A 23,111-nucleotide genomic window follows, 5' to 3' on the forward strand; every position below is an offset into this window, starting at 1 on the left:
GTGATTTTATAATCCTAAGCGTAACTCCTGACTCCATGTCGATTTAGGTTGTTGATATAAGTGCCAACAGGTCTGTTGCAGCGATTGCATCAACGCATGGTTGGCACTTTGCCAATGTGACAGCGCACAATAGACTACATGAATGCCCTTGGGGTGGAACTCTCTGGCTAAGGACTGTGCTAAAGCTCGAATACTGGCAGATAGGCTTTGACTAAATAAATCTCGCTCCGATTCGACGGGCTGCTGAGTACCTAAAAAAATCAAAGTCCCATGCTGTTTAGACAGCATCTGCCGAATCACGGCTTGGGCAATACTCACCGCGGTTAAGCCCGTATTTTGCCAATAGTTCTCAAGCTGTTCAGCAGACAACGGCTGGCTATTTTCAGGCAACACAAAGTCAGGCTGAAAAATGCATAAATCGACAAAATGCCCTGCTTTCTGAATCTGCTGTATAACGCTTTTAACTGCAGTAGCATCAAGCAAATTCAGGCGAACAGCAATCAGCCCTTCCGCTTGAGCTTCGATCTGTGGCTGTGTTTGTATCGGATCATGCTGCAGTTGATAAACTGGCATAGCATCGCAATGAACTTGCCCAACAAAAAGTTGGCTGAGCTGCTGGACATCATTGCCCACAATCACAATACAGCCCTTGTTTTTTTGTTTGGATTTAAACCATTGTGGTAACAACTTAGCCATCTTAGAATTTCTCCTGATAAGGACGTAAATCCAGTTCATGCGTCCATAAATCAACATTTTGCTGATAGAGCATCCAATAGTTTTCGGCAATTGCCTCAATATTTAAACCACCTGTGCCACGGGTTAGCCTTGCCAACCGACCCAAACCCCATAAGGCTTTATTGACACGATCACCATCGACCATGCCATCCACCACCACATGCGCCACATGGATATTTTGAGGGCGATACAACGCTGCCAAATTTAAGGCATAGCTTCTCAACGCAGACTTGCCCATCGTAAATGCAGCAAAAAAAGGTTTCCCGCGTAATGAGGCACTGGCACCGGTAAAAATCAAGGTGCCCTGCCGCTGTTTTTGAAAAATCGCCAAACTATGCTGCGCCACCAATACCGCAGATAAAAATGTCGAACGCCACATTTGGCTGAAGAACTTTAGGCTGCTCTGTAAAAAGATCGAAGGAATATTACCACCCACATTATGGATCACGGCGGCCAATGCTTCTGGCTGGTCATTTAAATGCTCAAACAAGGTCTGCAGCTGCTGCTCATTTTCAGCATCCAGTGCATAGGCAATAGCCTGCCCACCTTGGGCATTAATTGTTGCAGCCACCTTTTCAACTTTATTGGATGTTCGCCCCACCACATAGACTTTAAATTGCTCATGGGCAAAACGGCGACACACCGCTGCACCAATGCCTTGTTCTGCCCCAACACCAATCACCACCACAATACCTGTTGGCTGGGTCGGATCTTGATTGACCTGATTCATAATTGTTGTATCCAATGCTGTATATGCGGATAGCTGTTAATTTTTGGTCCCCAGATTTTACTGGTACGTACCACTTCTAACAGTTGAGAACCGACTGCAATATCCGCAATGGTTTTGGCTTCGCCGACCAACCACCCCGTTTGACCTAATACCAATTCAATGCGTTCTAAGTGCCGTGTAAATTCTGCTTCGATATCAACCTTTGCCATCCGCCCTGTACCTTGCATCTTCACTTGCAGATTCAACGCGGCTTTGAGCAAAGGTTTCATTAGTACAACCTCATGCTTAGGACGACCTTCCGCACTAATCGCTACCGCATGATTCAAGGCATCGGCATCACTGACCCGAAAATACACTTCATAGAAATATAACAACTCGTCAGACCAGTCTTCCCACAATTCGACATAAGCTTTTTGTAGTGGATCTACAGGATATAAAAGTGGCAAATCTGGATATGCTTCATCCAGATAACGGGCAATGCGAGTACTGTCCTGAATACGTTGTCCATTGATATCCAACACAGGAACTTTACCGACTTTACTCAGCATTGGGACTTTGGCCCCCAATACCCCGTTATAATTCACGGTTTCAAATGGAATGCCTTTAAACTGCAACATCCGCGCAACTTTTTTGCAGAACGGTGAAATTTCCCATTGATGTAAGACCACTGTACTCATTGTTATTTACCCATTTCTTATTAAATTCATCTCGGCGATGAGCGAGCAGCTTGGCGCTCACTGCACTTATCTTACAGATATTTATCCCTTTGGCGATGCATCTGTGCAGATGATTTTTTCTACAATGTATTAATGCACAAAAGTCGACTGCTCTGGAGACAAATCAATTTTGATTTTGGTTTTTGCCACGATGTCAGATTCATCGGTATCATTGGGATGAAAGTCACGACGATAATAAGAGAAAAATTGTGGTACCAGTTTTCGATAGGCCTGCACGGTAAAGCCTGCAAATTTAGCCCACGATTTTAAATTCAGTAATTGCTTATCTCTGGACATCAACACCACTTGGTAAACATTTGAGAAGCTTGTGATGAGGACCAAACTCAAGCTAAAAATCGCAACCCGTGGGATATAAGCATCGAGTCCTTTGCCATAGAGATATTCATACATGTCATAAGCAACTGCCTTGTGTTCGGTTTCTTCGACACTGTGCCATAACCATAAATTGCGAATGGTGCTATCAGTCATTAATTCATTGACGTTTTTCATCATCTCCACCACCAGTACCGCGGTGTAATGTTCTAAGCCAACTGTCACCAAGAGATTCCACTTTTTTGGAAAAGTTCGTTCAATCGCTTTAAGGATGATGCCTGTGACTTTTTCCAGTGATTCAGGGTCTAGTCCATATTGTTGTGCACTGACATGAAAAGCATGGTGCTCTTTGGAATGCATGGCTTCCTGACCAATAAATGCGCCAATATCACGATCCAGTTGTGGGTTGCTTTTGACTTGGTCCCGTAAAGCTCTGACAGAACGGACGAAGTATGACTCTCCTTCTGGAAATAGGGTGGACAGTCCCGTGAAATAATGGGTAAAACTGGGCTCATCATTACACCAGTATTTGGGCATATCCTGAAATTCATAATCCATACGGCGGACTGGAAATGATGCAGGTATCTTTTGCTTTGATTTTTCTTTTAACGCTGACGCAGACATAAATCACCTCAAGAATAGATCTCAAAATATTAAGTTCTAAAAAAGAACTTAATTAAAAAATATAGCTGGCTTGATAAGTTGTCAATAAAGCGGATATCTTAATCGTTCAAGTTGTCCTAAAATGACAGCCTGCTTCCTGTAAAGACATATAGATGGTATTGCGATGAAATGGCATGAACTCGGTGAAATGAATTGTCCAATTGCACGGACTTTGTCGATTTTTGGCGACCGTTGGACTCTGTTGATTATTCGTAATGCTTTTATGAAAACCCGTCGTTTTGATGATTTTCAAAAGCAGTTGGGCATCACCCGTCATTTGCTCACTGAGCGTATTAACCGTTTGGTGGAACACAAGATTTTTGAGAAAGTGCTTTATCACGAAGCACCAAAACGTTATGAATATAAGCTGACTGAAAAGGGTTTAGCGCTGTACCCGATTATTGTCACCATGAGTACGTGGGGCAATATCTGGCAGAATGAAAATAAGCAATTTCCTGAGCTGCGTTATCTGCATAAAAGCTGTGGACATGTGACCAGCCCAAGCCTAACTTGTGATTGTTGTAAGCAGCCTCTTGATGCGAGACAGATGTCGCCGGTTTATGTGGCGGGTGAGGAGTAACCTGATGCTAAGCTAGTTTGCTCTTAGTATCCTATAAATATATAGGTTGTACTCTGATACTATTTAAAGCAAGCTAAATATATCCAAAACATTATGAATATATTGCACAGCTAAAAATATATTTAAATTCACAATAGGTCTATTATTAGAACAAAATTAAAAATTATTGTCTTAAAATAAATTTATCCTATTCATTTTACTTCAAAGAAAAAAATTTAACCGAAACCTGCTTAATATTTCGGTTAAAGTCTGTAGAAAATTTTCAACACCACTTCAACATTTTTCGAGCAACACTGATAACATCTACTGTATTGATTAATTTGCTTTATAGCACCATCTAAGGCATAGGAAGAAAAGAATACATTCTAATGGAAATCAAGCAAATAAAGTATTTTCTGGCTGTGGTTGAAGCCGGCAGCATAGGTAAAGCAGCTCAGAAACTTGATGTCGGTGCTTCTGCAATTAGCCAACAAATGAGTAAGCTCGAACAGGAATTAAGTATTCGCCTATTACAGCGTAATGCCTTTGGGGTCACGCCTACTCCTGCTGGTCTTGCATTTCTAAAGCACTCTCAACTTATTTTGCGTCAAATAAACTTTGCTGTGGACGCTGCTCATTCAGCCCGACTTTCAGGCCATGTTAGTTTAGGTTTTCCACCGACTATTACTGCTTTGATTGGTATACCTTTGATGAAGTTAATGTCTGAACGTTATCCAGACATTCGTTTGGAAATTGTGGAAACACTTTCAGGAAACTTAATTCAGTCGATTAATTCGCGCCAACTTGATATCGCCATAATTTTTACCAATGAAGTTGATAAACAATGGTCAATACAACCGTTGGTACGTGAGCAAATGTATTTAATGGCGCGTAAAGAAGTATTCGAAAAATATGGCCTTTCTGAATGCATTACTAACGGCATCATCAAATCCCAACAAATTGGTAACATTCCATTGGTACTGCCACGTCAGCGTCACAGTTTAAGAAAATTCCTTGAGCACAAGATTGGACAGCTCAATGTCGTCTATGAAATTGATGGCTTACATTTGCTTATGGATAGTCTTATTCACCTTGACCTCGCAAGTATTCGTCCTGGAAGCGCCTGCCTACAAGAGTATAAGCACAAGATAAAATTACTAAAATTGATTGATCCTGAAGTAGAACGAATCAATTACTTGGTCAGCCTTGCTGAAGAAGAATTATCACCTGCTGCACTCGCCGCCAAAGCCGCAATCAAAGCTTGTGTCAAAGAGTTGATCCAAAATCAAATTTGGCCATGTTCAGAGATTATTTTATAAAGGGTCATTAATTTTATTAAATACCTCATTAATTTCGCCCTCTCACTCCTTTTCCCTTTTTAGGATTACATTTCTTTTCGAATGATAAGTAGATTTCTGTTTATCAGAATATTGACGTGTAGTTTGAACTGGAAACAAGGCAGCACATTTTCTACAAAGGATAGTTCAATATCTCATCTCTCACCCATTTAATATTAGGGTCTATGGGGTAGATCAATTTATATCCCAAAATTGAAAATTGTGAACGTTTCCATTTTGTCAGGCCAAGGAGGTCTTTAATGGATGTCGCAAATAATCGCACAGCTACTTTTAAAAAAATATTAAATGTAACCAGTGGCAATTTTTTAGAACAATATGATTTTTTTCTTTTTGGCTTCTACGCTACTTATATTGCAGCAAAGTTTTTCCACTCTGAGAACGAATATGTCTCTTTAATGATGACATTTACCGTGTTTGCTGCGGGTTTTCTAATGCGACCTCTTGGCGCTATTTTCTTGGGCGCTTATGTCGATAGAGTGGGACGACGTAAAGGTCTTATTGTGACTTTAAGTCTGATGGCCATTGGCACCATTCTGATTACTTTCGTACCAGGTTATGAAACTATTGGTATTATTGCACCAATTTTGGTGGTCATTGGGCGTCTGTTACAAGGTTTCTCGGCAGGTGTGGAATCAGGCGGTGTATCAATTTATCTGGCTGAAATCGCAACCGATAAAAACCGTGGATTTATTACCAGCTGGCAGTCTGGTAGCCAACAAATTGCGGTTGTATTCGCAGCATTACTGGGTTATTGGCTAAATACCGTCTTAACTCACGCTCAGGTTGGCGAATGGGGTTGGCGTATTCCATTCCTGATTGGTTGCTTGATTATTCCTCTAATCTTCTTATTCCGCCGTACTTTAGAGGAAACGGAGGACTTTAAAGCACAAAAAACTCATCCCTCTTCAAAAGAAATTTTCAGCACGCTTGCGAGCAACTGGCGCATCGTACTGGCAGGTATGATGATGAGTGCCATGACCACAACCACGTTCTATTTCATTACCGTTTACACCACGGTCTATGCAAAACGTACTTTAGAAATGTCGGTAACAGATAGCCTGTTAGCTACCGTATTTGTGGGATTATCAAATTTCTTCTGGTTACCTATGGGGGGCTTGCTTTCAGACAAAATTGGTCGTCGTCCAGTTCTCGTCGGCATTACTTCCCTTGCCATCTTGACCACTTATCCAGTTTTGAGCTGGTTGGTCAGTGACATCAGTTTCTCAAACCTACTGATTACGCTTGCTTACTTCTCGTTCTTCTTTGGTATGTACAACGGCACCATGGTCGCAACACTTGCCGAAGTGATGCCAAAACGTGTTCGTACCGTTGGCTTCTCTTTGGCATTCAGCCTTGCAGCCGCGATTTTTGGTGGCATGACCCCAATGGCCTGTACCTTCCTAGTCGAAAACACAGGTAACGCAAGTACCCCTGCGTTCTGGCTGATGCTCGCTGCGGTATGTAGCTTAGTCTCAAGCTTGTATTTATGCCGTGGTTCTCAACAGAAAAATACGGATTCAATTGCTGAACCAGCCAAGGTTAGCGCTTAAAACAACGACTTAACCTGAAATTTTAATGAACGGTACGGCAGCCCATGAATCTCCGTACTTTTCTTGTTTGTACTTAAAGTGAGGCACTATGAAAACGTCCCCTATCTTGATGACCATTTGTCTGGCTGGTGCAGGCTTAGGCTCAACGCTTACTCACGCAGATACCCTCGAAGTGATTAGCTCAGGCGGTTTCTATTCATCTATGGAAAAACTCATTCCAATATTTGAAAAGCAGACAGGCCATACCGTACATCTTTCGTCTGGTTCATCCATGGGTGCGTCGCCAACCGCAATTCCCAATCGACTCGATCGCGGTGAACGTTTTGATGTGGTGGTGTTGGCGGCTCCTGAACTCAATAAGCTCGCAGAAAAGGGGTATGTAGACCCAGATTCACAACGTGCTTTAGTCAATTCAAGCATTGGAATGGCTGTGCCTAAAGGCGCCCCAAAGCCAGATATTAGCTCTGCTGAAAAATTTGAAAAAGTTTTACTCAATGCTAAGCATATCGGCTATTCAGCAAGTGCAAGCGGCACCCATCTTGAAAAAGATGTTTTCCCAAGCTTCCCACCTGTCGAGTACAAAGTGATTGCTGGTAAAGCAGAAAAAGTGGTCGGTGATCGCGTTGCCAAACGTATTGCTGAAGGACAGTTTGATATTGGGTTCCAGCAAATCAGTGAAATCAAACCTTTTACTGGCCAATATGGTCAAGTTGATTTAGTCGGCCCAATTCCTGCGCCTTATCAAAAAGTCACTGTGTTTGCGGCGGGCATTGGTAAAAACTCTGAACATGAAAAAGTCGCAAAAGAGCTCATTAAATTTGTGAAATCACCACAAGCCACACAAATTATTGAACAACAGGGTCTTGAGCAGGTCAAACAATAAAAGCGCTAACAGGCAGCGTCTTGAGCTGATGTTGCCTTTACGCTTTTTGGGGTACTCAGTTCAATAGAACAAAATCTATAGCGATAAAGCAGTGTAGAATTCATCCATAAAGGACAATGTAGTATTTGCCGTGGAACTCAAACAACTCAAGTATTTTATTGCGGTGATCGAGTCAGGAAGCTTGGGTAAAGCTGCAAAAAATCTCGATATTGGAACTTCTGCATTAAGTCAGCAAATCTCAAAATTAGAAAGTGAGCTTTCTATTCGCCTGTTACAACGTACTGCTTTGGGTACGGTTCCCACCCCTGCGGGTTTAGCTTTTTTTCAACAAGTGCAACTGGCACTGAGACACTTGGACCATGCTGTAGATTCTGCACACTCTTCGCGTTTAAGCGGTCATGTCACCGTGGGTTTTTCGCCAAGTGTCGCAGCGGTTATGGGGACACACTTTTTAAAACTGATGCGAAACCGTTACCCCGACATTAAAGTCCGTTTGATTGAAGGCTTATCGGGTGACCTCAAAGCCTTGGTCAATGCCAGACAGCTCGATGTCGCCATCATCTTTAGTGATGATGTCGACCCGCAGTGGGCCATACAGCCTTTAGTCAAAGAGCAGATGTTTTTAATCTCACCTAAAGAAGTGCTGAGTCGGTACCAGCTTGAAAGCTGTATCGACACTCAGACCATTATTCATTCACAGCTTAAACAACTCCCCCTGATTTTACCAAGTCAACGACATGGACTGCGCTTGTTGCTCGAACAGAAAATTCATCAACTTAAAGTGGCCTATGAAATTGATGGACTGCATTTGTTAATGCAAAGCATTAGCCAACTGGAAATGGCGACCATTCAGCCTGCGGGTGCCTCATTAAACTCACGGCAAGACTTATGTTTATTGCGCATTGTAGAACCTGCTATTGAACGCATTAACTATTTGATTAGTCTCTCTGAAGAAGAGCTCTCGCCTGCCGCCTTAGCCACGAAAGTGGTGATTCGTGCCTGTGTGAGCAACCTAATAAATGAAAAACGTTGGCCTGGTGCGGAAATCATAAATACTTAAGCCTTTAGTCTTTATTTTTACTAAATACCCATTCAAGCTTAGCCTCTCACTTCATCTTCCCTTTTAAAGCTACATTAGCCTTAGCTGAGAAAGGGAGAAATCCATGCATGATGTGATTGTAATTGGGGGTGGGAATGCCGCACTGTGTGCCGCACTCACAGCAAAAGAAAGTGGCGCTTCTGTGCTTGTCATAGAAGCAGCACCTAAAGAATGGCGTGGTGGTAACTCACAGCACACTCGTAACCTTCGCTGCATGCATGATGCGCCTCAAGATGTATTGGTCGATGCCTACCCCGAAGAAGAATATTGGCAAGACTTACTGAAAGTCACCGCTGGCAAAACCAATGAACACTTAGCTCGTCTGGTGATTCGTAGCACGGCGACCTGTCGTGATTGGATGCGTAAACATGGCGTGAATTTTCAGCCACCACTATCGGGTGCTTTACACGTTGCACGTACCAATGCCTTTTTTATGGGGGGTGGTAAAGCCCTCATTAATGCGTATTACCGAAGTGCCCAAGAACTTGGCATTGAGATTTTATACAACACAAAAATTAAAGATCTAAAGTTAGACCAAAGACATTTTGAAGCCGCAGTTGCTGAGGATGGACGTGTATTTAAAGCAAAAAGCTGTGTACTGGCCGCAGGTGGTTTTGAGTCAAATCTGGAATGGTTAAGAGAAGCATGGGGACAAAATGAAAACGGCGAATGGCCTGCCGATAATTTCATTATTCGCGGAACCCGCTTTAATCAAGGCAACTTACTCAAATTTATGATAGATCAAGGTGCCGATATTATTGGTGACCCATCGCAATCGCATTGCGTCGCTGTAGATGCAAGAGCACCGTTATATGATGGCGGCATCTGCACTCGTATTGACTGCGTTTCATTGGGGATTGTGGTCAACAACAAAGCCGAACGTTTTTACGATGAAGGCGAAGACTTTTGGCCAAAACGTTATGCAATTTGGGGACGTCTTGTTGCTAAACAACCCCAGCAAATTGCCTATTCCATTATTGACTCAAAAGCCATTGGTCGCTTTATGCCACCTGTATTTGCTGGTGTAAAAGCAAATAGCATTCAAGAGTTAGCTGAAAAAATCGGGCTGGATGCAAAAACCTTATGCCACACCGTAGAAGAATTTAATCAAGCCTGTGTGCAAGGCACCTTTAACCACACGGTTTTAGATGACTGCAGCACCGAAAATATTGTTCCCAACAAGACCCATTGGGCCGTTCCTCTCGATCAGCCACCCTTCTATGCCTATGCGCTTAAACCCGGCATTACCTTTACCTATTTAGGCTTAAAAGTCGAAGATGATGCTGCGGTACGTTTTAACAATAAGCCAAGCCGCAACCTGTTTGTCGCAGGTGAAATGATGGCAGGTAACGTACTCGGACAGGGTTATACCGCAGGCGTTGGCATGTCGATCGGCACAACCTTTGGACGCATTGCCGGAAAAAATGCAGCCCACTATGCACTTTCAAAAGGATTTGAACATGAATGCTCGTACTAAAACCCTCATTCCAGTTGTACAGCTCTCTGACCATGAGCAGGAAGTTCAAAGAGCCCTACAGATTTGTAATGCTTGTCGTTACTGTGAGTCATTTTGTGCTGTTTTTGCAGCTATGACCAAACGCCTTGAGTTTAATCAAGCCGACATTCATTACCTCGCGAATCTGTGCCATAACTGTGGTGCCTGCTTACATGCTTGCCAATATGCCCCACCACACGAGTTTGGTGTAAATATTCCAAAAGCGATGGCGCAAGTTCGTTTAGAAACTTATCAAGAATTTGCGACGCCTCAACCTTTAGGTCGACTTTATAAATCTGTAGGTATTCCTTTTGTCTCGGCGTTAACACTCATTTTCTTTTTATGCATGTTAGCTGTGGTATGGTACAAAGGCACTGACCTGTTTGCAGGCTATCAAGGTAATTTCTATGCGATTTTCCCACATAACTTTCTAGCGCTACTGTTTGGAGCGACCTTTACCATTTCGATCGTTCTGCTCGGCATCGGAATTAGCAAATTCTGGCGACAGACCTCTAAAGTTATTCATGGCAAAGTTGAGAAACCCGACCTAGTTCAAGCCACCCAAAATGTATTAACGCTTAAATATTTAGATGGTGGACATGGCAAAGGCTGTAATGAGCAAGATGACCGTTACACACACATCCGCCGTGTGTTCCATCACCTAACTTTTTATGGCTTTATGCTTTGTTTTGCTGCCACAGGTGTAGCGACTTTATATCACTATTTCCTTGACCTACATGCACCTTATGCTTTTTTTAGCTTGCCTGTTATTTTAGGTACTTTGGGTGGAATTGGCTTAGTCATTGGGCCTTCTGGTTTGCTCTATTTAAATCTTAAACGCCACCCATTACATGGTGACCTTGAGCAAAAACCTGTAGATCGAGGCTTTATCTTCCTTCTAGTTATCGTTAGCGCTTCAGGGCTAGCACTCATGGCATTGCGTGATACGCCTTACATGGCACTTTTACTGATTTTCCATTTAGCCACGGTTATGACCTTCTTTATTACCATGCCATTTGGAAAATTCGCACATGGTTTTTATCGCAGTGCCTCGTTATTGAAATTTGCAATTGAAGAGAGAAAGACAAACTCATAAATCAGCATGAATTGAATATAAGGTGAGTATAAACTCCTTATATTCAATGCAACATACTCATACGACCAAGACACAATTTTTAAAAAATCGCTGGTTTTATAGGTCTAATTTGGCTACGTTAATCATGCTAGTTATAAATAAAGCTTTAGAGGGAACACCCATACCCTCTTTAATTCTAGCACTTAGAATATAAAATTTAACACGCTACACCGCAACATTCTTTTTATGATGTAGTCTTGTCTCAGCAACATCAATACTATACTGCTCAAACTTTTCAATCAGTGTCCCGCGTTTTAGCGAGATCCCTGTTGCTGTGGGGACTGGACATTGAGTGACCTAGATTTCAGATAAAGTACTGTTTACAAATTCTTTAGAATTTTCTTTTTTATCAACAACAAGTGACATAGGTATTTCTCAGGATATTTCCAATTTTATATCACTTGTATTCAGCAGCTTTTATACAAAAATTAATTATTTATAATTTTCAAAATCTTAATAAAAATAGTAATCAAGTTATTGTTTATATTGCATGATTTTTTAAATCAGTGTTGTTTTCACAACACCCAAAAAAATGACTTGGCTTAATCATTTTTTAAAATTAGAAATCTATTCTTTATATATATGTCTTAAGTTTTTATGTGTAACATATTAAACAAATAAGTTGAGTATATTACATGAAAATATCCTTACTCATATCCTCACTGCCGACACAGAATACAACCACTCGTATGAGAGTGTGGCGATCTCTCAAAGCAAGCGGTGCAGCAATTCTAAGAGATGGTGTGTATTTGCTCCCTATTTCCCATAATGCAAAGTTTGAACCTATTGCTAATGATGTCATTACAGAACAAGGAACTGCTTATATCTTTCATGCAGAGCTACCTATAAATCTTGAATTAGCTCCTTTCTTCAATCGAAAAGAAGAATACGACGCTCTCTATAAACAACTCTCTGAGTTAAGGGATCGACAGACTAAAGATGAAAAGAAAGAGCTGCTTAAGCAAATCCGGAAATTAAGAAAAAGCATCGATGCATTGGTAGAAATTGACTATTACCCAGATGAAACTCAAGCACAAGTTTTAAATGAGCTTTCCTCTTTAGAACTTTCAATTGCACGTCTCGGTGAAGTGAATGAACCTCAAGCAATACAAGCTCATATTCAAACTCTTGATAAAGGTAATTATCAAAACAGAACTTGGGCAACTCGTAAAAGACCTTGGATTGATCGTCTAGCCTCTGCATGGCTAATCAAGACTTTTATTGATACTTCACCCACATTCGTTTGGTTAGAAACACCAAGTGACTGCCCAAAAGCAGCATTAGGATTCGATTTTGATGGAGCAACGTTCAGCCACATTAATCACTGGGTGACTTTCGAAGTTCTTTTACATAGTTTTAATTTAGAAACACCTGCATTAAAGAGAATCGCTGAAATTGTTCATTACCTAGATGTAGGGGGAATTGAGCCTCCTGAAGCAATCGGTATTGAAAAAGTTATTCAAGGTATTCGAAGTCAGATAAATGATGATGATCAACTATTTGCATTATCGAATCACATTTTTGATGGCTTATATGCCAACCTATCAAGAGAATAATCATGGAACAAGAACTTGTTATACAACCAGAACAAGAGATACAGTCAGTTTCATTTTGGCAAGCATTTCTATTCTGGCTTAAATTGGGGTTTATTAGTTTTGGTGGACCAGCAGGACAAATTGCTGTCATGCACCAAGAACTGGTTGAACAAAAACGATGGATCTCTGAAAAACGTTTTTTACATGCTCTCAACTACTGCATGTTATTGCCTGGACCTGAAGCACAACAATTAGCAACCTATATCGGTTGGTTAATGCACAGGACTATAGGTGGTATCGTCGCAGGGGTCTTATTCGTTTTACCCTCGTTATTTATCCTGATCGCACTCTCATGGGTCTATGTAAAGTTTGGTGATGTGCCTATCATTGCTGGACTCTTTTATGGCATCAAACCTGCTGTTGTTGCTATTGTCTTTCATGCAACATATCGAATTGGCAGCCGATCATTAAAAAATAAGTTCTTATGGGCAATCGCTGCACTTGCATTCATTGCTATCTTTTTCTTTAACCTTCCTTTCCCCTTAATCGTTTTAAGCGCTGCGATCATTGGATACTTGGCAAGTAAAAAATATCCAGACTTCTTTACGGGTGGAGGTTCACATCAGCAAGGTAAAAAAGATTTTGGTCCTGCATTGATCGATGATGATACCCCACCCCCAAAACATGCCATATTTAGTTGGAAGCACTTAGGAAAAATATTATTTATCGGTGCAATTTTATGGTTTACACCCATTATAGGTTTAACTCTTACCTTGGGATGGGATCATGCCTATACACAAATGGCTTGGTTCTTTACCAAAGCTGCACTGTTAACATTTGGTGGAGCTTATGCAGTATTACCTTATGTATATCAAGGTGCTGTAAATTTTTATGGTTGGTTGAGTCCAACACAAATGATCGATGGTTTAGCACTAGGTGAAAGTACACCCGGCCCACTGATTATGGTGGTTGCCTTTGTCGGATTTCTAGGTGGCTTCAATCATGCATTATTAGGAAGTGATCATACATTTTTAGCTGGTGCATTAGGTGCCGTCATTGTTACTTGGTTTACCTTCCTTTTTTCTTTCATATTTATTCTCGCTGGCGCTCCAGTGATTGAATCAACTCATAATGAGTTAAAATTCACTGCACCATTAACAGCAATCACTGCTGCTGTAGTGGGTGTAATTTTAAATCTCGCACTTTTCTTCAGCTATCACGTTTTATGGCCGAATGGATTCAATCATCCCTTCAACTATGAAGCTGCATGCATTGCAATCGCAGCATTCATTGCCTTATTCCATTTTGAAGTTAAAGTCATGTATGTGATTTTTGCTTCAGCATTCTGTGGCTTGATTTTGTATATAGGTGCCTAAGCTCGGTGTTTCAGCGTTTATTAAAAAAGGAAGCCAAGCTTCCTTTTTACTTTATTCGTGGCAATGACGATCCCCTGTCTTGCTATTTGTATGGCAGCCTGAAGAATCAGTACCACCTGAATGAGCAAAAGCATTGGTTACCGCAAGCCCCATTAAACATACAAATATTAGTTTTTTCATATTATTCAGCTATAAATTTTATTAATTCCTCTTCACAGTTTAGCAATATTTCATCTGACAAACTCGCATTATCTGGACATGCCCGAGACAATATTACTGCCCCAACCGACGTAGATAAGATACCAATCGCTTTTTTCCGGAGCTCAGCATTTTCATCTGTAGAATGTTTAGCAAGTCCAGCCATAATAAATTGTAGTAAATGTTCGATACCACTTTCAAACTCTTGTTTGACTTGCTCAGGTTGCCTTGCCGCATCACAGGATAAAGCGGCCAAAGTACAGCCCTGATCAGCATGATCTCGATGCTGCTTAGAAACATATAGTTGAATAAATTGTTTCAAGCTTAGCCCATCAATTTGTTTTAAAACTTGTTCAACACCATTTTTTACACTAATTTGAATCAGGTCTAGTTTAGAACTGAAATGCTTATAAAAACCGCCATGCGTGAAACCTGCGCTGGACATCAATTCAGCAATTCCAATACCATCATAACCTTTGCTTTTAAATAGCTCAGTCGCCTTAGTCACAATCTTCTCACGATTTTCTTTAACCTGAGTCTTGGTCACTTTCATTGGCAATGCTCAACATGGATAGCAATAATTCAATTATACATTGATTATGATTGACATCAAAAAAATACAGGTTTAGATTATAACCATAATCTAAAGAGATATCATAATGAGTATACATCCTAAAGCACTGGTGACAGGCGCCTCTTCAGGTATTGGTGCAGTCTATGCAGATCGTTTGGCAAAACGAGGATATGATTTAATTCTAGTAGCAAGAGATCAAAGCCGATTAGAACAAATCGCGCAAAAAATCCAACAACAATATGGCGTCCAAGTTGAAGTGATGACCGTCGATTTATCTAAAAATGAAGATGTAATATCAATTGAAAACCGACTCAAATCTGATCCTCAAATTAATCTACTGGTCAATAACGCAGGAATTAGCGTTAGTGGTCAGTTTTTAGAACAGGATTTAGAACAAATTGAGAAACTGATTTCTTTAAATATCTCAGCGTTAGTCCGCTTATCTCACGCAATTCTACAAAGATTAATCCCTCAAAACACGGGTGCTATTATTAATCTTGGATCAGTGGTTGGTCTTGCCCCAGAGTTTGGTCTGACTGTCTACGGTGCAAGTAAATCATTTGTTGAATTTTTTAGTCAAAGCCTCAGCTTGGAACTCAAAGAAACCAATGTTTATATTCAGGCTGTGCTCCCCTCTGCGACAAAAACCGCAATATGGGAACGTTCAGGTGCAGATATCAGTCAAATGCCTCCAATGATGGATGTTGATCAACTTGTGGATGCAGCGTTGATTGGCTTTGATCAACGCGAAACAATAACAATCCCTGTTTTAAAAGATGAAAAATTGTGGAAAACTTATCAAGATTCACGTTTAAAACTTTTACCTAATTTTTCCTCAAGCGAAGTCGCACTTCGCTATCAATCCCAATAATTTTTCCAAAAAAGATTCAAGGATATCATGTATGAATGTAATCGATGCAATTCAACAACGCCGTGCTATTAAACGCTTTGACCCAGACTTCAAAATCTCGGATACAGATAAAAAGAACTTATTAAGCAGTGTTATGGAAAATGCGCCGAGTGCCTTTAACCTTCAGCACTGGCGACCTGTGTTGGTTGAGAATGTTGAATTAAGAAAGCAGATAAGAGCAATTGCCTGGGATCAGCCACAAGTTACAGAATCATCATTATTAATTGTTTTATGTGCAAAAGTCAGTACTTGGGAAGTTGATGCAAAGCATGTATGGGATGGGGCTTCTCCAGAAGTTCAAAATATTATGGTTGGCGCAATTGACCAATATTATCGTGACCGCCCGCAAACCCAACGTGACGAAGTCATGCGTAGTGCTGGTATTTTTGCTCAAACATTGATGTTACTTGCTCAAGAACATGATTTAGACAGTTGCCCTATGGATGGTTTTGACTTTGATGCAATGGCAAAGCTCATTAACTTACCTGAAGATCATGTAGTGTGTTTAATGATTGCTGTGGGAAAATCAGCATCGCAACCTTACCCAAGAGTTGGAAAATTGCCTTATGACAACCTCATTACGATTGATTCCTTCTAGTCTGTTTTAATGATCTTTAGATATCACTCTGTCTGCAGATTGATCAGATGGTATTGTCAATAAACTCAAATTCTAGTGGATTTGGGTTTATTCCTTCTTCAAGATATACATACTAAAAGGCAAAATTTCCAATTCTGCGCCTTAAAAAGCAAAAATTAAGTCAGATCATAGTGGACAAACAGATAAACAAAAACCCCTTTAAATATTGAAATTAAAGGAGTTTTTTACCAGACAGAACAATCCAGAATCATATTTTGGTGGAAATGGCGTCTGTTGAATAAAATCAATAACCAACTGTTTTATTTCAATTTTATTTTTACAAAACTCAAATTCACCCAATCTTGTCCCTTTGGCTTTCTGAGTATCCTGAACATGGGGAAAGTCGAGGGTGCCTCAATTATGCTCTGATCTTCTTTCATCTATATAGAGCTACTCAACAATATCAATTCTATCATAAAGTGAACATTCCCCCCCTGTCGTGATACATAATCTTAAGCTTTCTGATAAAAACCTGCCGCTTTGCTTTGCTCGTTAATATGTTTTGCCGAAGTAATGGCATCATTATTGATTATTGGCAGAAATTAACCAGCTGAGAATCAATACGTTCAAACCCTTCCGTTAACACATCACTTTCTGGACAAAGTGCAGTTCCCTGAGCTCTAGCGATATAGAAGTTGTCAAAACCCATAATATTAGTAAACATCTCTCTTAAATACATTTGGCTAAATTCTAGGTGAGTATAACGTTCATTTTCCACATAGATGCCCCCACTGGATTGTAATAGAAAGATCTTGGTCATCCGTCATCAAGCCAATGGAACCATTTTCAGTGTATCGAAAAGTTTCCCGAGCTATTAAAATATTATCCATATAATCTTTTCATTTTGCAGTGATATTAAAATTGTGCATAGGCATTGCAATTACAATACAGTGATGAGCCTTAAACTGTACTAAAATTTGTGTAGTGCTTTTCCCTCTTAGAGTGAGTTGTAATCGTAAGCGTGACAATAGCTCATATATAAGTGCTATTTAAAGTTATTGATGAACTGGCTGTGACAAGTTATAGCTCAAGGAAAATGACCCAAAGCTCTCTTTTAACTCAATATCAGTCCATTTTCCTTAGACGGTTTAATTTACTTTAAATTATCTTAATTTTAGCAATCTATTTTTGATGTAAGCTATGGATCAACCCACCTTCAATAAAGTTCTTCAAATATTTCCCTATTTCTTTGCGATCTTTGATTTTTGTCGGCCAGAAATTCTCGATCCCAACATCACTGACAATATTGATAAGCGTATTAAAAGTGAATAAGATTTTTAAGGAAATTTCGTCTGGATTGGCTTGTGGTAAGGCCTTACAAATCAGATCTACAGCAATAATTGAAGCAGGTCCTACCTTTTTGGATACCCAAATACGTCCTTCATCGCCAGCACTAATCACTTTTGAAAAGAACTTTAATTTCATGACACCATTTTCTTCTAAAAGCATTTTAATCATTGGCGTCATTAAAGCATCGATAACCTCGCTAACTTGTACAGTATCCTCATCAATTTGTTGAATAAGGTATTCAACTTCATGAACATAAGAGTCAAGAATATGATCAAGTGCAGCCTCAACAAGACCAGACTTTGATTTAAAGTGATAGTACAGTGCAGATTTATTAGAAACTTTTGCCATTTCATTAATTTTTTGTACAGACAGACTCTCGATATTATTTTCAGAATAGAGTTGGATAGCTGCTTTAATTAACTTAAGTTTAGTTGAGTTCATATTTACAACACATAAAAAATTAAAGTTAGAAGCCAATCCTATAACTGGCTTCTAACTTGCTCACTGTTTAATTTAGAGTTTGACAGCCTAATGCTTCAACATCTTCTTTTGAAGTATAGGTTATGTCTGGTAAATAATCACCCATAATAGACTTTTCATCCCCCCAAACTTTTGTATTCTGAATTGCTTGATCAAAGTGAGGATAAGGTAGAAGGTTTCTCATGATAAGGAAGCCTAAATCAGTATGACCCTTCTCTTCAGCATCAGCCCCGGTGTAGCCATCGCCACGCTCACTCAATGGCAGGTAAGAAATACCACATTCATCTTTTGCATTTGCAGGTCGATCTTCTGGTCTGGATACAACAATGGTGTAATACCCATCTTTATCCTTATGTTTAATCTGCTCATCATATATACAGAAGTTTGTAGCTGTGCTGATCAACTCATTGGTACAAATAGATAGATAGCGCAGATCACCTTTAGCCAGAATAGGTTCATTATTAGTAGTAGGAGCAATTTGAGGAAGCTTACCTTTAAGTACAACAACCTTACCTAATTTTCGGCTAATCACCGAATAGGTATATTCATTGTCAGGTGTTGCCCATTGATTTACCTTGCGCTCAGTTTTAAAGCCCTCACATTGATCAATCTTGTATTTATAGATACAACTAATATTTGCAGGGCCATTATACGCCGTATACCATGTTGGTACTTGCTGGGCTGGGAAACCGACATAAGGTTGTTTATTGTACAAAGCCAATGAGGTTTCAAGTGGCACCGATAAAACTTTATCCAAGGCTTTTTTCTTGACCTTTAAGACGTTACATACCTCAGATCCTGTTTTTGTTTCACCATTGGCTAACTGCACCTTAAATCGTGGGAATGACACCCCTGCTTTGGCATTAAAGCCTTTATTTGGAACATATATACGATAAATCAATGCAACGTCATTTGTATCTGTTTTTGGGGCATACAAAGTATTTTCTTGAGGAGTGGCAGGCAGATCACCTAAAACCAGTTCTGCTTTATATCCACGATCCTTACTGAGACGATTATTACCCGGAATAAAAGGATTAACCGATCCAGCATTTGGCTTAATCTGGGCATCTAGCAAAGAGTTAACACGCTCACCTTTGGATGTATAACTGACAAGTGAAGTATGACGGGCATATGGATAGTCACCTTCAATTAAGATTTTTGCTCCTTCAGGTACCGTAAACTCACTTGACCAATAAGTTACATTAGAGTCAGGAAAGGCATAATTCATTGGATTGGCCCCTCCTGTTCCATCTTGGCTTGTTGCTGAATCTTGCCACATACAATCTGTTAATTCTGCTTTCGGATTCTCAACCACAGTTTTCGAACCATCTGAATTATCATTACATGCTGATAAGGCAAAGCCACTCATCACCGTGAACAGCAGTATATTCAATTTTTTTGTTTTTAAAATCATCCCTTATTTCCTCTTTTTCCTTAAATTCAGAAATTAATCCAAATGGACTAATTGATGTTAATTAAAAAATATACAAAGGTCAATCATTATGAAAAAAGCATTTTTTTAAGAAAAACTGGAATTTAAAAGGAATTCAGAATTTTAGTAAGTTCTCATTTTCAGTGGTTGCTCTGCTTCTTTGTTGAGATTATGAAAACCCATCAATCACTGACTTTGCCAAGATACCTCTGGATTAAGAGCCGAATTTATCCTTATAAAAATTCTCAAATATAATCCATCCCTATTTCTAACCTCCACTTAAAGCTTATTTTGTAGGTCCTTTCACACTATGATGATAAAAAAACATCCCTATAAAACGTTGCTGCTCTACTCATCAACCCGAATGCTAAGCCAAATATTAAAATCAAATAAGTCATTGATATAAATTATTTTTATTTAATTTAAATTATTTTTATTGGGATCTGTTTTTTGTATTGATTAATAGATAATCTATTACTTTCACAAATACATATTCTAAATATGAAAAAAGGATTTAGTGTTCATAAGTACGTCGTTTCAAATAATAGAAAAGGATTCTATTTATGGACAATTAAAAGTGGCAAGCATGAGCTATTCGAATCAATTTCAAAAGAATGGGCCTCACTGGACAGTTTTCCTGGTGATCGTATTCCACTAGAGATAGTAAGCAATGAAATAAATAAAATGGCCACTTTAGCCAATGAGCCCAATTTAGGCCTAGAAGTTATCGCAAGTGGGGACGTTACACAGTCACCATTATATAAAATTATGAGTATCTCACTCGGGCCAATTTTGAATAGGAACATTAGCTTACCTTTTATTTTTATTATCCGTTTAGTCGTACACTATTTCAAAATATTGACAGAAGTTGTCTCAATTGAGTTGCAAGAAAATCAAGATAAAATCAGTCTTATATTTAAGCCCAATTTACCTGAAATCTTTAGTTATCATCAAATTGAAGGCGCCATGTTCGGCGTAGCGAGACTTATAGCCAAATTGCAAAAATATTGGCCTCATCAAATTGAGTTCCAACACAAACCTCAACCTGTCAATTTAAATATCTATCTCAAAACCTTTAGAGGATATCCACTATTTGAAAAACAGGATAATAAACTCATTTACAATGCGACTGCTTATACTGCTATGAATGTATCCATATTTATCAACCCTTTTATAAACTCTATAGAAAATCAGTTTCCTGAAGTTTCCTACAAGGAAAAAATCAGTTTAATTCTGTGTACGACACTGGGTGTGCTTACGCCTAATATTAAACATATAGCCATGTCCATGAATCTTAGTGTCAAGACACTTCAAAGAAGATTGAAGGATGAAGATACGAGCTTTAATGAAATTCTTTTGGAAGAAAGAAAAAAAAGAGTAATTGAATATCTAAAGACTCAGCAATTTACTTCTCAACACATGAGTACACTACTAGGTTATAAAGCTAAAAGTCAGTTCCTAAAAGCTTTCCAGACTTGGTTTGGTATGACTCCAAAAGAATACAAGACGAGATTTTTAAATCCCGTCTTGTAATATATCCTTCTATCTCTAGAAGTTTAACTTTTGGTAAGCATTACACCCTAAAGCTTCGAACTCGGCTTTTGTATAGTAGCGAGCTTGTGGCAAGTATTCGCCCATTACAGCACTTTCATCACCAGGAGTTTTGGTATTTTGAATCGCATTTTGGAAATTGCTTGCAGGCAACATATTACGGATAATAATCCTTGCGTCATTTTTATTATCTTGACGTCCCTCAGCAAGTGAGAACCCATCTCCATTTTCAGGCCATTTTAAGAAGTCAACACCACACTCTTTTGTTGCATTACTTGGACGGTCACTCTCTAAACCAGTCACAATTGTGTATTTCCCATCAGGATTAATCGACGTATTTTCATCGAATAAACAATCTGTCACTTTCTGTGAGTAGTATTCATTTTGACATATTGACCAGTAACGAAGCTGTGCGTTCTTACTATCCAAAAGATCTTCCCCATCCCATGTTTTTGGCACTTTAGGAATTTTTCCTCGAATCACAACAATGGGCTTGATACTACGATCCAAGAAAGTGGATATATACTGATTGTCTAAATTTGCATAGTAAGCCACACTACGAACAGGATTGGTATCGCATATTCCATAGAACTCACATTGAAGTGTAAAGGCACTTGTATAACTTGCCCGCCACACAGGAATTTCTTTAGCCGGATTATTTTGTCGAGCTTTAGCATAAGTCTCTGCTGGAATAACAGGGATACTCAGTATTTTATTTTCACTATTTAATGCTTTACATGCTTCTTGTCCTGTTAAGACTTGTCCTTGTCTTGTTGTAAGTTCTACTTTTGGTAATTTAACTCCACCAAGTTGATTCTTACCTTTATTTGGCACATACACACGATATAACAATACTGCTGCAGCGCCATCTTTTGCATAATCATACATGGTATTAGCTGGTCGGCCTTGTACAGCCTCACCCGCAGCAATATTTAACGTATATGAGCGATTTGGGTTATTTCTGACATTGCCATCAACAAAAGGATTTATTCCGTTTGCATCTGGAATAATACTGCTATCACTAATCGCATCTGCTGGGGATGTATCGGATTTATAACTATTAATTGACATATATCGAGCATAAGGGAAATCACCTTTTAATCTAAGTACAGCCCCTTCTGGTAAGGTATATTTTGCACTCCAATAGGTACTGCCAGTGTCTGGAAAGGCAAAGTTCGTAGCTGGATTTTCTCTTACATAGGGCCCCTGCCAAAAACAATCACTGGTTTCAACTGGTGGCGTGATAGTTACCATGTCATCATTAGAGTTATCTCCACATGCTGATAGACCAACCGTAATTAAACAAAGGCTTGCGATAAAATTAAATGCCTTATACATATGTCCTCCTAACATTTCATTATTGGCATGTCCTTCACTATAAATAATCTTTTTTTGAAGATAAGAGGTTGTAGCTGACATTTTGCAGGTAAAAGGTCGCATTTAGCGACAAAATAATCTTTTTGGATTAATTTTTTTAAAATTAAGTGTTATTTAAGAACGATTACACGCCATTTTCATCTCTCAATTTCAAAGCGTGAACCAACTAATGCAATCCTTTTTGAATATGTTGCACATGAGTTAAATCAGAGATTTGTTGATGCGAATTTGATTTTGATTCATCTGTGTAAAACTCTTCAACAATATCCAGCCCCTTTCTCCCATCTCAAAGCTGGCATTGCCATAGCCTTGTCGAGCTACATGATCAAAAGCTTCCTAATAAAACCCTATGGCTTTGCTCTACTCATCTATTTGTTTGGGAGATGATTAAAGATTATGCAAAATGGATGCATGGCGATAAAAATAAGATAGAGATAGAGATAGAGATAGAGATAGAGATAGAGATAGAGATAGAGATAGAGATAGAGATAGAGA

At 39.4% G+C, this 23,111-nt stretch carries 22 protein-coding genes and 2 pseudogenes; 12 read left to right on the forward strand and 12 right to left on the reverse strand.

The window, feature by feature from the left end; translation table 11 throughout:
- Positions 1-6: 6 nt before the first annotated feature.
- From F993_RS08150 to F993_RS08135, 4 genes are all read right to left on the reverse strand, one after another.
- Positions 7-696: an SDR family NAD(P)-dependent oxidoreductase gene (locus F993_RS08150; RefSeq protein WP_004654973.1), complete on the reverse strand. Its 690-nt coding sequence runs from the start codon at positions 694-696 to the stop codon at positions 7-9.
- 1 nt (position 697) lies between these two features.
- The gene (locus tag F993_RS08145; protein WP_004654974.1) at positions 698-1,465 is read right to left on the reverse strand and encodes an SDR family NAD(P)-dependent oxidoreductase; all 768 of its coding nucleotides are present in this window, start codon (positions 1,463-1,465) and stop codon (positions 698-700) included.
- Positions 1,462-2,142: a glutathione S-transferase family protein gene (locus F993_RS08140; protein WP_004654976.1), complete on the reverse strand. Its 681-nt coding sequence runs from the start codon at positions 2,140-2,142 to the stop codon at positions 1,462-1,464. The genes F993_RS08145 and F993_RS08140 overlap by 4 nt, the downstream gene beginning before the upstream one ends.
- Positions 2,143-2,271: 129 nt before the next feature.
- On the reverse strand, positions 2,272-3,138 hold the full coding sequence (locus tag F993_RS08135; RefSeq protein WP_004654977.1) for a metal-dependent hydrolase: 867 nt from the start codon (positions 3,136-3,138) through the stop codon (positions 2,272-2,274).
- A 163-nt stretch (positions 3,139-3,301) separates the two neighbouring features.
- On the opposite strand from F993_RS08135, the gene F993_RS08130 reads away from it, so the two are divergent.
- The 7 genes from F993_RS08130 (at position 3,302) to tcuB (ending at position 11,217) form a co-directional block, all read left to right on the forward strand.
- The gene (locus F993_RS08130) at positions 3,302-3,757 is read left to right on the forward strand and encodes a winged helix-turn-helix transcriptional regulator (protein ID WP_004654979.1); all 456 of its coding nucleotides are present in this window, start codon (positions 3,302-3,304) and stop codon (positions 3,755-3,757) included.
- A gap of 368 nt (positions 3,758-4,125) precedes the next feature.
- The gene (locus F993_RS08125; RefSeq protein ID WP_004654981.1) at positions 4,126-5,055 is read left to right on the forward strand and encodes a LysR family transcriptional regulator; all 930 of its coding nucleotides are present in this window, start codon (positions 4,126-4,128) and stop codon (positions 5,053-5,055) included.
- Positions 5,056-5,333: 278 nt separating this feature from the next.
- The gene (gene tcuC, locus F993_RS08120; RefSeq protein ID WP_004654982.1) at positions 5,334-6,644 is read left to right on the forward strand and encodes an MFS transporter; all 1,311 of its coding nucleotides are present in this window, start codon (positions 5,334-5,336) and stop codon (positions 6,642-6,644) included.
- 88 nt (positions 6,645-6,732) lie between these two features.
- Positions 6,733-7,527: a substrate-binding domain-containing protein gene (locus F993_RS08115; RefSeq protein ID WP_004654985.1), complete on the forward strand. Its 795-nt coding sequence runs from the start codon at positions 6,733-6,735 to the stop codon at positions 7,525-7,527.
- Positions 7,528-7,657: 130 nt separating this feature from the next.
- Positions 7,658-8,587, forward strand: coding sequence for a LysR family transcriptional regulator (locus F993_RS08110; RefSeq protein ID WP_004654989.1), 930 nt, complete (start codon positions 7,658-7,660; stop codon positions 8,585-8,587).
- 103 nt (positions 8,588-8,690) lie between these two features.
- Positions 8,691-10,103: an FAD-dependent tricarballylate dehydrogenase TcuA gene (gene tcuA, locus F993_RS08105; RefSeq protein ID WP_004654990.1), complete on the forward strand. Its 1,413-nt coding sequence runs from the start codon at positions 8,691-8,693 to the stop codon at positions 10,101-10,103.
- On the forward strand, positions 10,087-11,217 hold the full coding sequence (gene tcuB / locus F993_RS08100; protein ID WP_004654992.1) for a tricarballylate utilization 4Fe-4S protein TcuB: 1,131 nt from the start codon (positions 10,087-10,089) through the stop codon (positions 11,215-11,217). Before tcuA ends, tcuB begins: the two co-directional genes overlap by 17 nt.
- A gap of 243 nt (positions 11,218-11,460) precedes the next feature.
- Here tcuB and F993_RS20400 read toward each other — a convergent pair.
- A pseudogene (locus F993_RS20400) lies at positions 11,461-11,622 on the reverse strand (ABC transporter substrate-binding protein); the annotation flags it as partial.
- Between the two features lie 269 nt (positions 11,623-11,891).
- Here F993_RS20400 and F993_RS08095 point away from each other — a divergent pair.
- Both F993_RS08095 and chrA read left to right on the forward strand, forming a co-directional pair.
- Positions 11,892-12,812: a chromate resistance protein ChrB domain-containing protein gene (locus F993_RS08095; RefSeq protein WP_004654993.1), complete on the forward strand. Its 921-nt coding sequence runs from the start codon at positions 11,892-11,894 to the stop codon at positions 12,810-12,812.
- A 2-nt stretch (positions 12,813-12,814) separates the two neighbouring features.
- Positions 12,815-14,167, forward strand: a complete 1,353-nt coding sequence (gene chrA, locus F993_RS08090; protein ID WP_004654995.1) for a chromate efflux transporter — start codon at positions 12,815-12,817, stop codon at positions 14,165-14,167.
- Positions 14,168-14,218: 51 nt separating this feature from the next.
- Here chrA and F993_RS20860 read toward each other — a convergent pair whose 3' ends face one another.
- Together F993_RS20860 and F993_RS08085 are read right to left on the reverse strand one after the other, a co-directional pair.
- On the reverse strand, positions 14,219-14,347 hold the full coding sequence (locus tag F993_RS20860) for a YHYH domain-containing protein (RefSeq protein WP_157407272.1): 129 nt from the start codon (positions 14,345-14,347) through the stop codon (positions 14,219-14,221).
- A 1-nt stretch (position 14,348) separates the two neighbouring features.
- Positions 14,349-14,918 (reverse strand): TetR/AcrR family transcriptional regulator, encoded by a 570-nt coding sequence (locus F993_RS08085; RefSeq protein ID WP_004654997.1) that lies wholly within the window; start codon positions 14,916-14,918, stop codon positions 14,349-14,351.
- A gap of 106 nt (positions 14,919-15,024) precedes the next feature.
- Between F993_RS08085 and F993_RS08080 the strand changes: the two genes are divergently transcribed.
- A complete protein-coding gene (locus F993_RS08080; RefSeq protein ID WP_004654999.1) occupies positions 15,025-15,810 on the forward strand; it encodes an SDR family NAD(P)-dependent oxidoreductase in 786 nt (261 codons plus the stop codon).
- A 31-nt stretch (positions 15,811-15,841) separates the two neighbouring features.
- Positions 15,842-16,447, forward strand: a complete 606-nt coding sequence (locus F993_RS08075; RefSeq protein ID WP_004655001.1) for a nitroreductase family protein — start codon at positions 15,842-15,844, stop codon at positions 16,445-16,447.
- A 568-nt stretch (positions 16,448-17,015) separates the two neighbouring features.
- Here F993_RS08075 and F993_RS20630 read toward each other — a convergent pair.
- The 3 genes from F993_RS20630 to F993_RS08065 all read right to left on the reverse strand — a co-directional run bounded on the left by F993_RS20630 (position 17,016) and on the right by F993_RS08065 (position 19,670).
- A complete protein-coding gene (locus F993_RS20630) occupies positions 17,016-17,204 on the reverse strand; it encodes a hypothetical protein (RefSeq protein WP_212749786.1) in 189 nt (62 codons plus the stop codon).
- A gap of 404 nt (positions 17,205-17,608) precedes the next feature.
- Complete coding sequence (locus F993_RS08070; RefSeq protein WP_004655006.1) at positions 17,609-18,217, reverse strand: TetR/AcrR family transcriptional regulator; 609 nt, start codon at positions 18,215-18,217, stop codon at positions 17,609-17,611.
- A 67-nt stretch (positions 18,218-18,284) separates the two neighbouring features.
- Entirely contained in the window at positions 18,285-19,670 is a 1,386-nt protein-coding gene (locus tag F993_RS08065; RefSeq protein WP_004655008.1) for a hypothetical protein, read from the reverse strand.
- Positions 19,671-20,189: 519 nt separating this feature from the next.
- Here F993_RS08065 and F993_RS08060 point away from each other — a divergent pair.
- The gene (locus tag F993_RS08060) at positions 20,190-21,221 is read left to right on the forward strand and encodes a helix-turn-helix transcriptional regulator (RefSeq protein WP_004655009.1); all 1,032 of its coding nucleotides are present in this window, start codon (positions 20,190-20,192) and stop codon (positions 21,219-21,221) included.
- A gap of 15 nt (positions 21,222-21,236) precedes the next feature.
- On the opposite strand, the gene F993_RS08055 is transcribed toward F993_RS08060, so the two are convergent.
- Together F993_RS08055 and F993_RS20765 are read right to left on the reverse strand one after the other, a co-directional pair.
- Positions 21,237-22,577 carry a hypothetical protein gene (locus F993_RS08055; RefSeq protein ID WP_032812733.1) on the reverse strand — a complete coding sequence of 447 codons (1,341 nt, stop codon included), beginning with the start codon at positions 22,575-22,577 and terminating at the stop codon, positions 21,237-21,239.
- A gap of 205 nt (positions 22,578-22,782) precedes the next feature.
- A pseudogene (locus F993_RS20765) lies at positions 22,783-23,000 on the reverse strand (hydrolase or metal-binding protein); the annotation flags it as partial.
- Between the last annotated feature and the right edge of the window lie 111 nt (positions 23,001-23,111).

Source organism: Acinetobacter proteolyticus, assembly GCF_000367945.1.
GTDB classification, from domain to species: Bacteria; Pseudomonadota; Gammaproteobacteria; order Pseudomonadales; family Moraxellaceae; genus Acinetobacter; species Acinetobacter proteolyticus.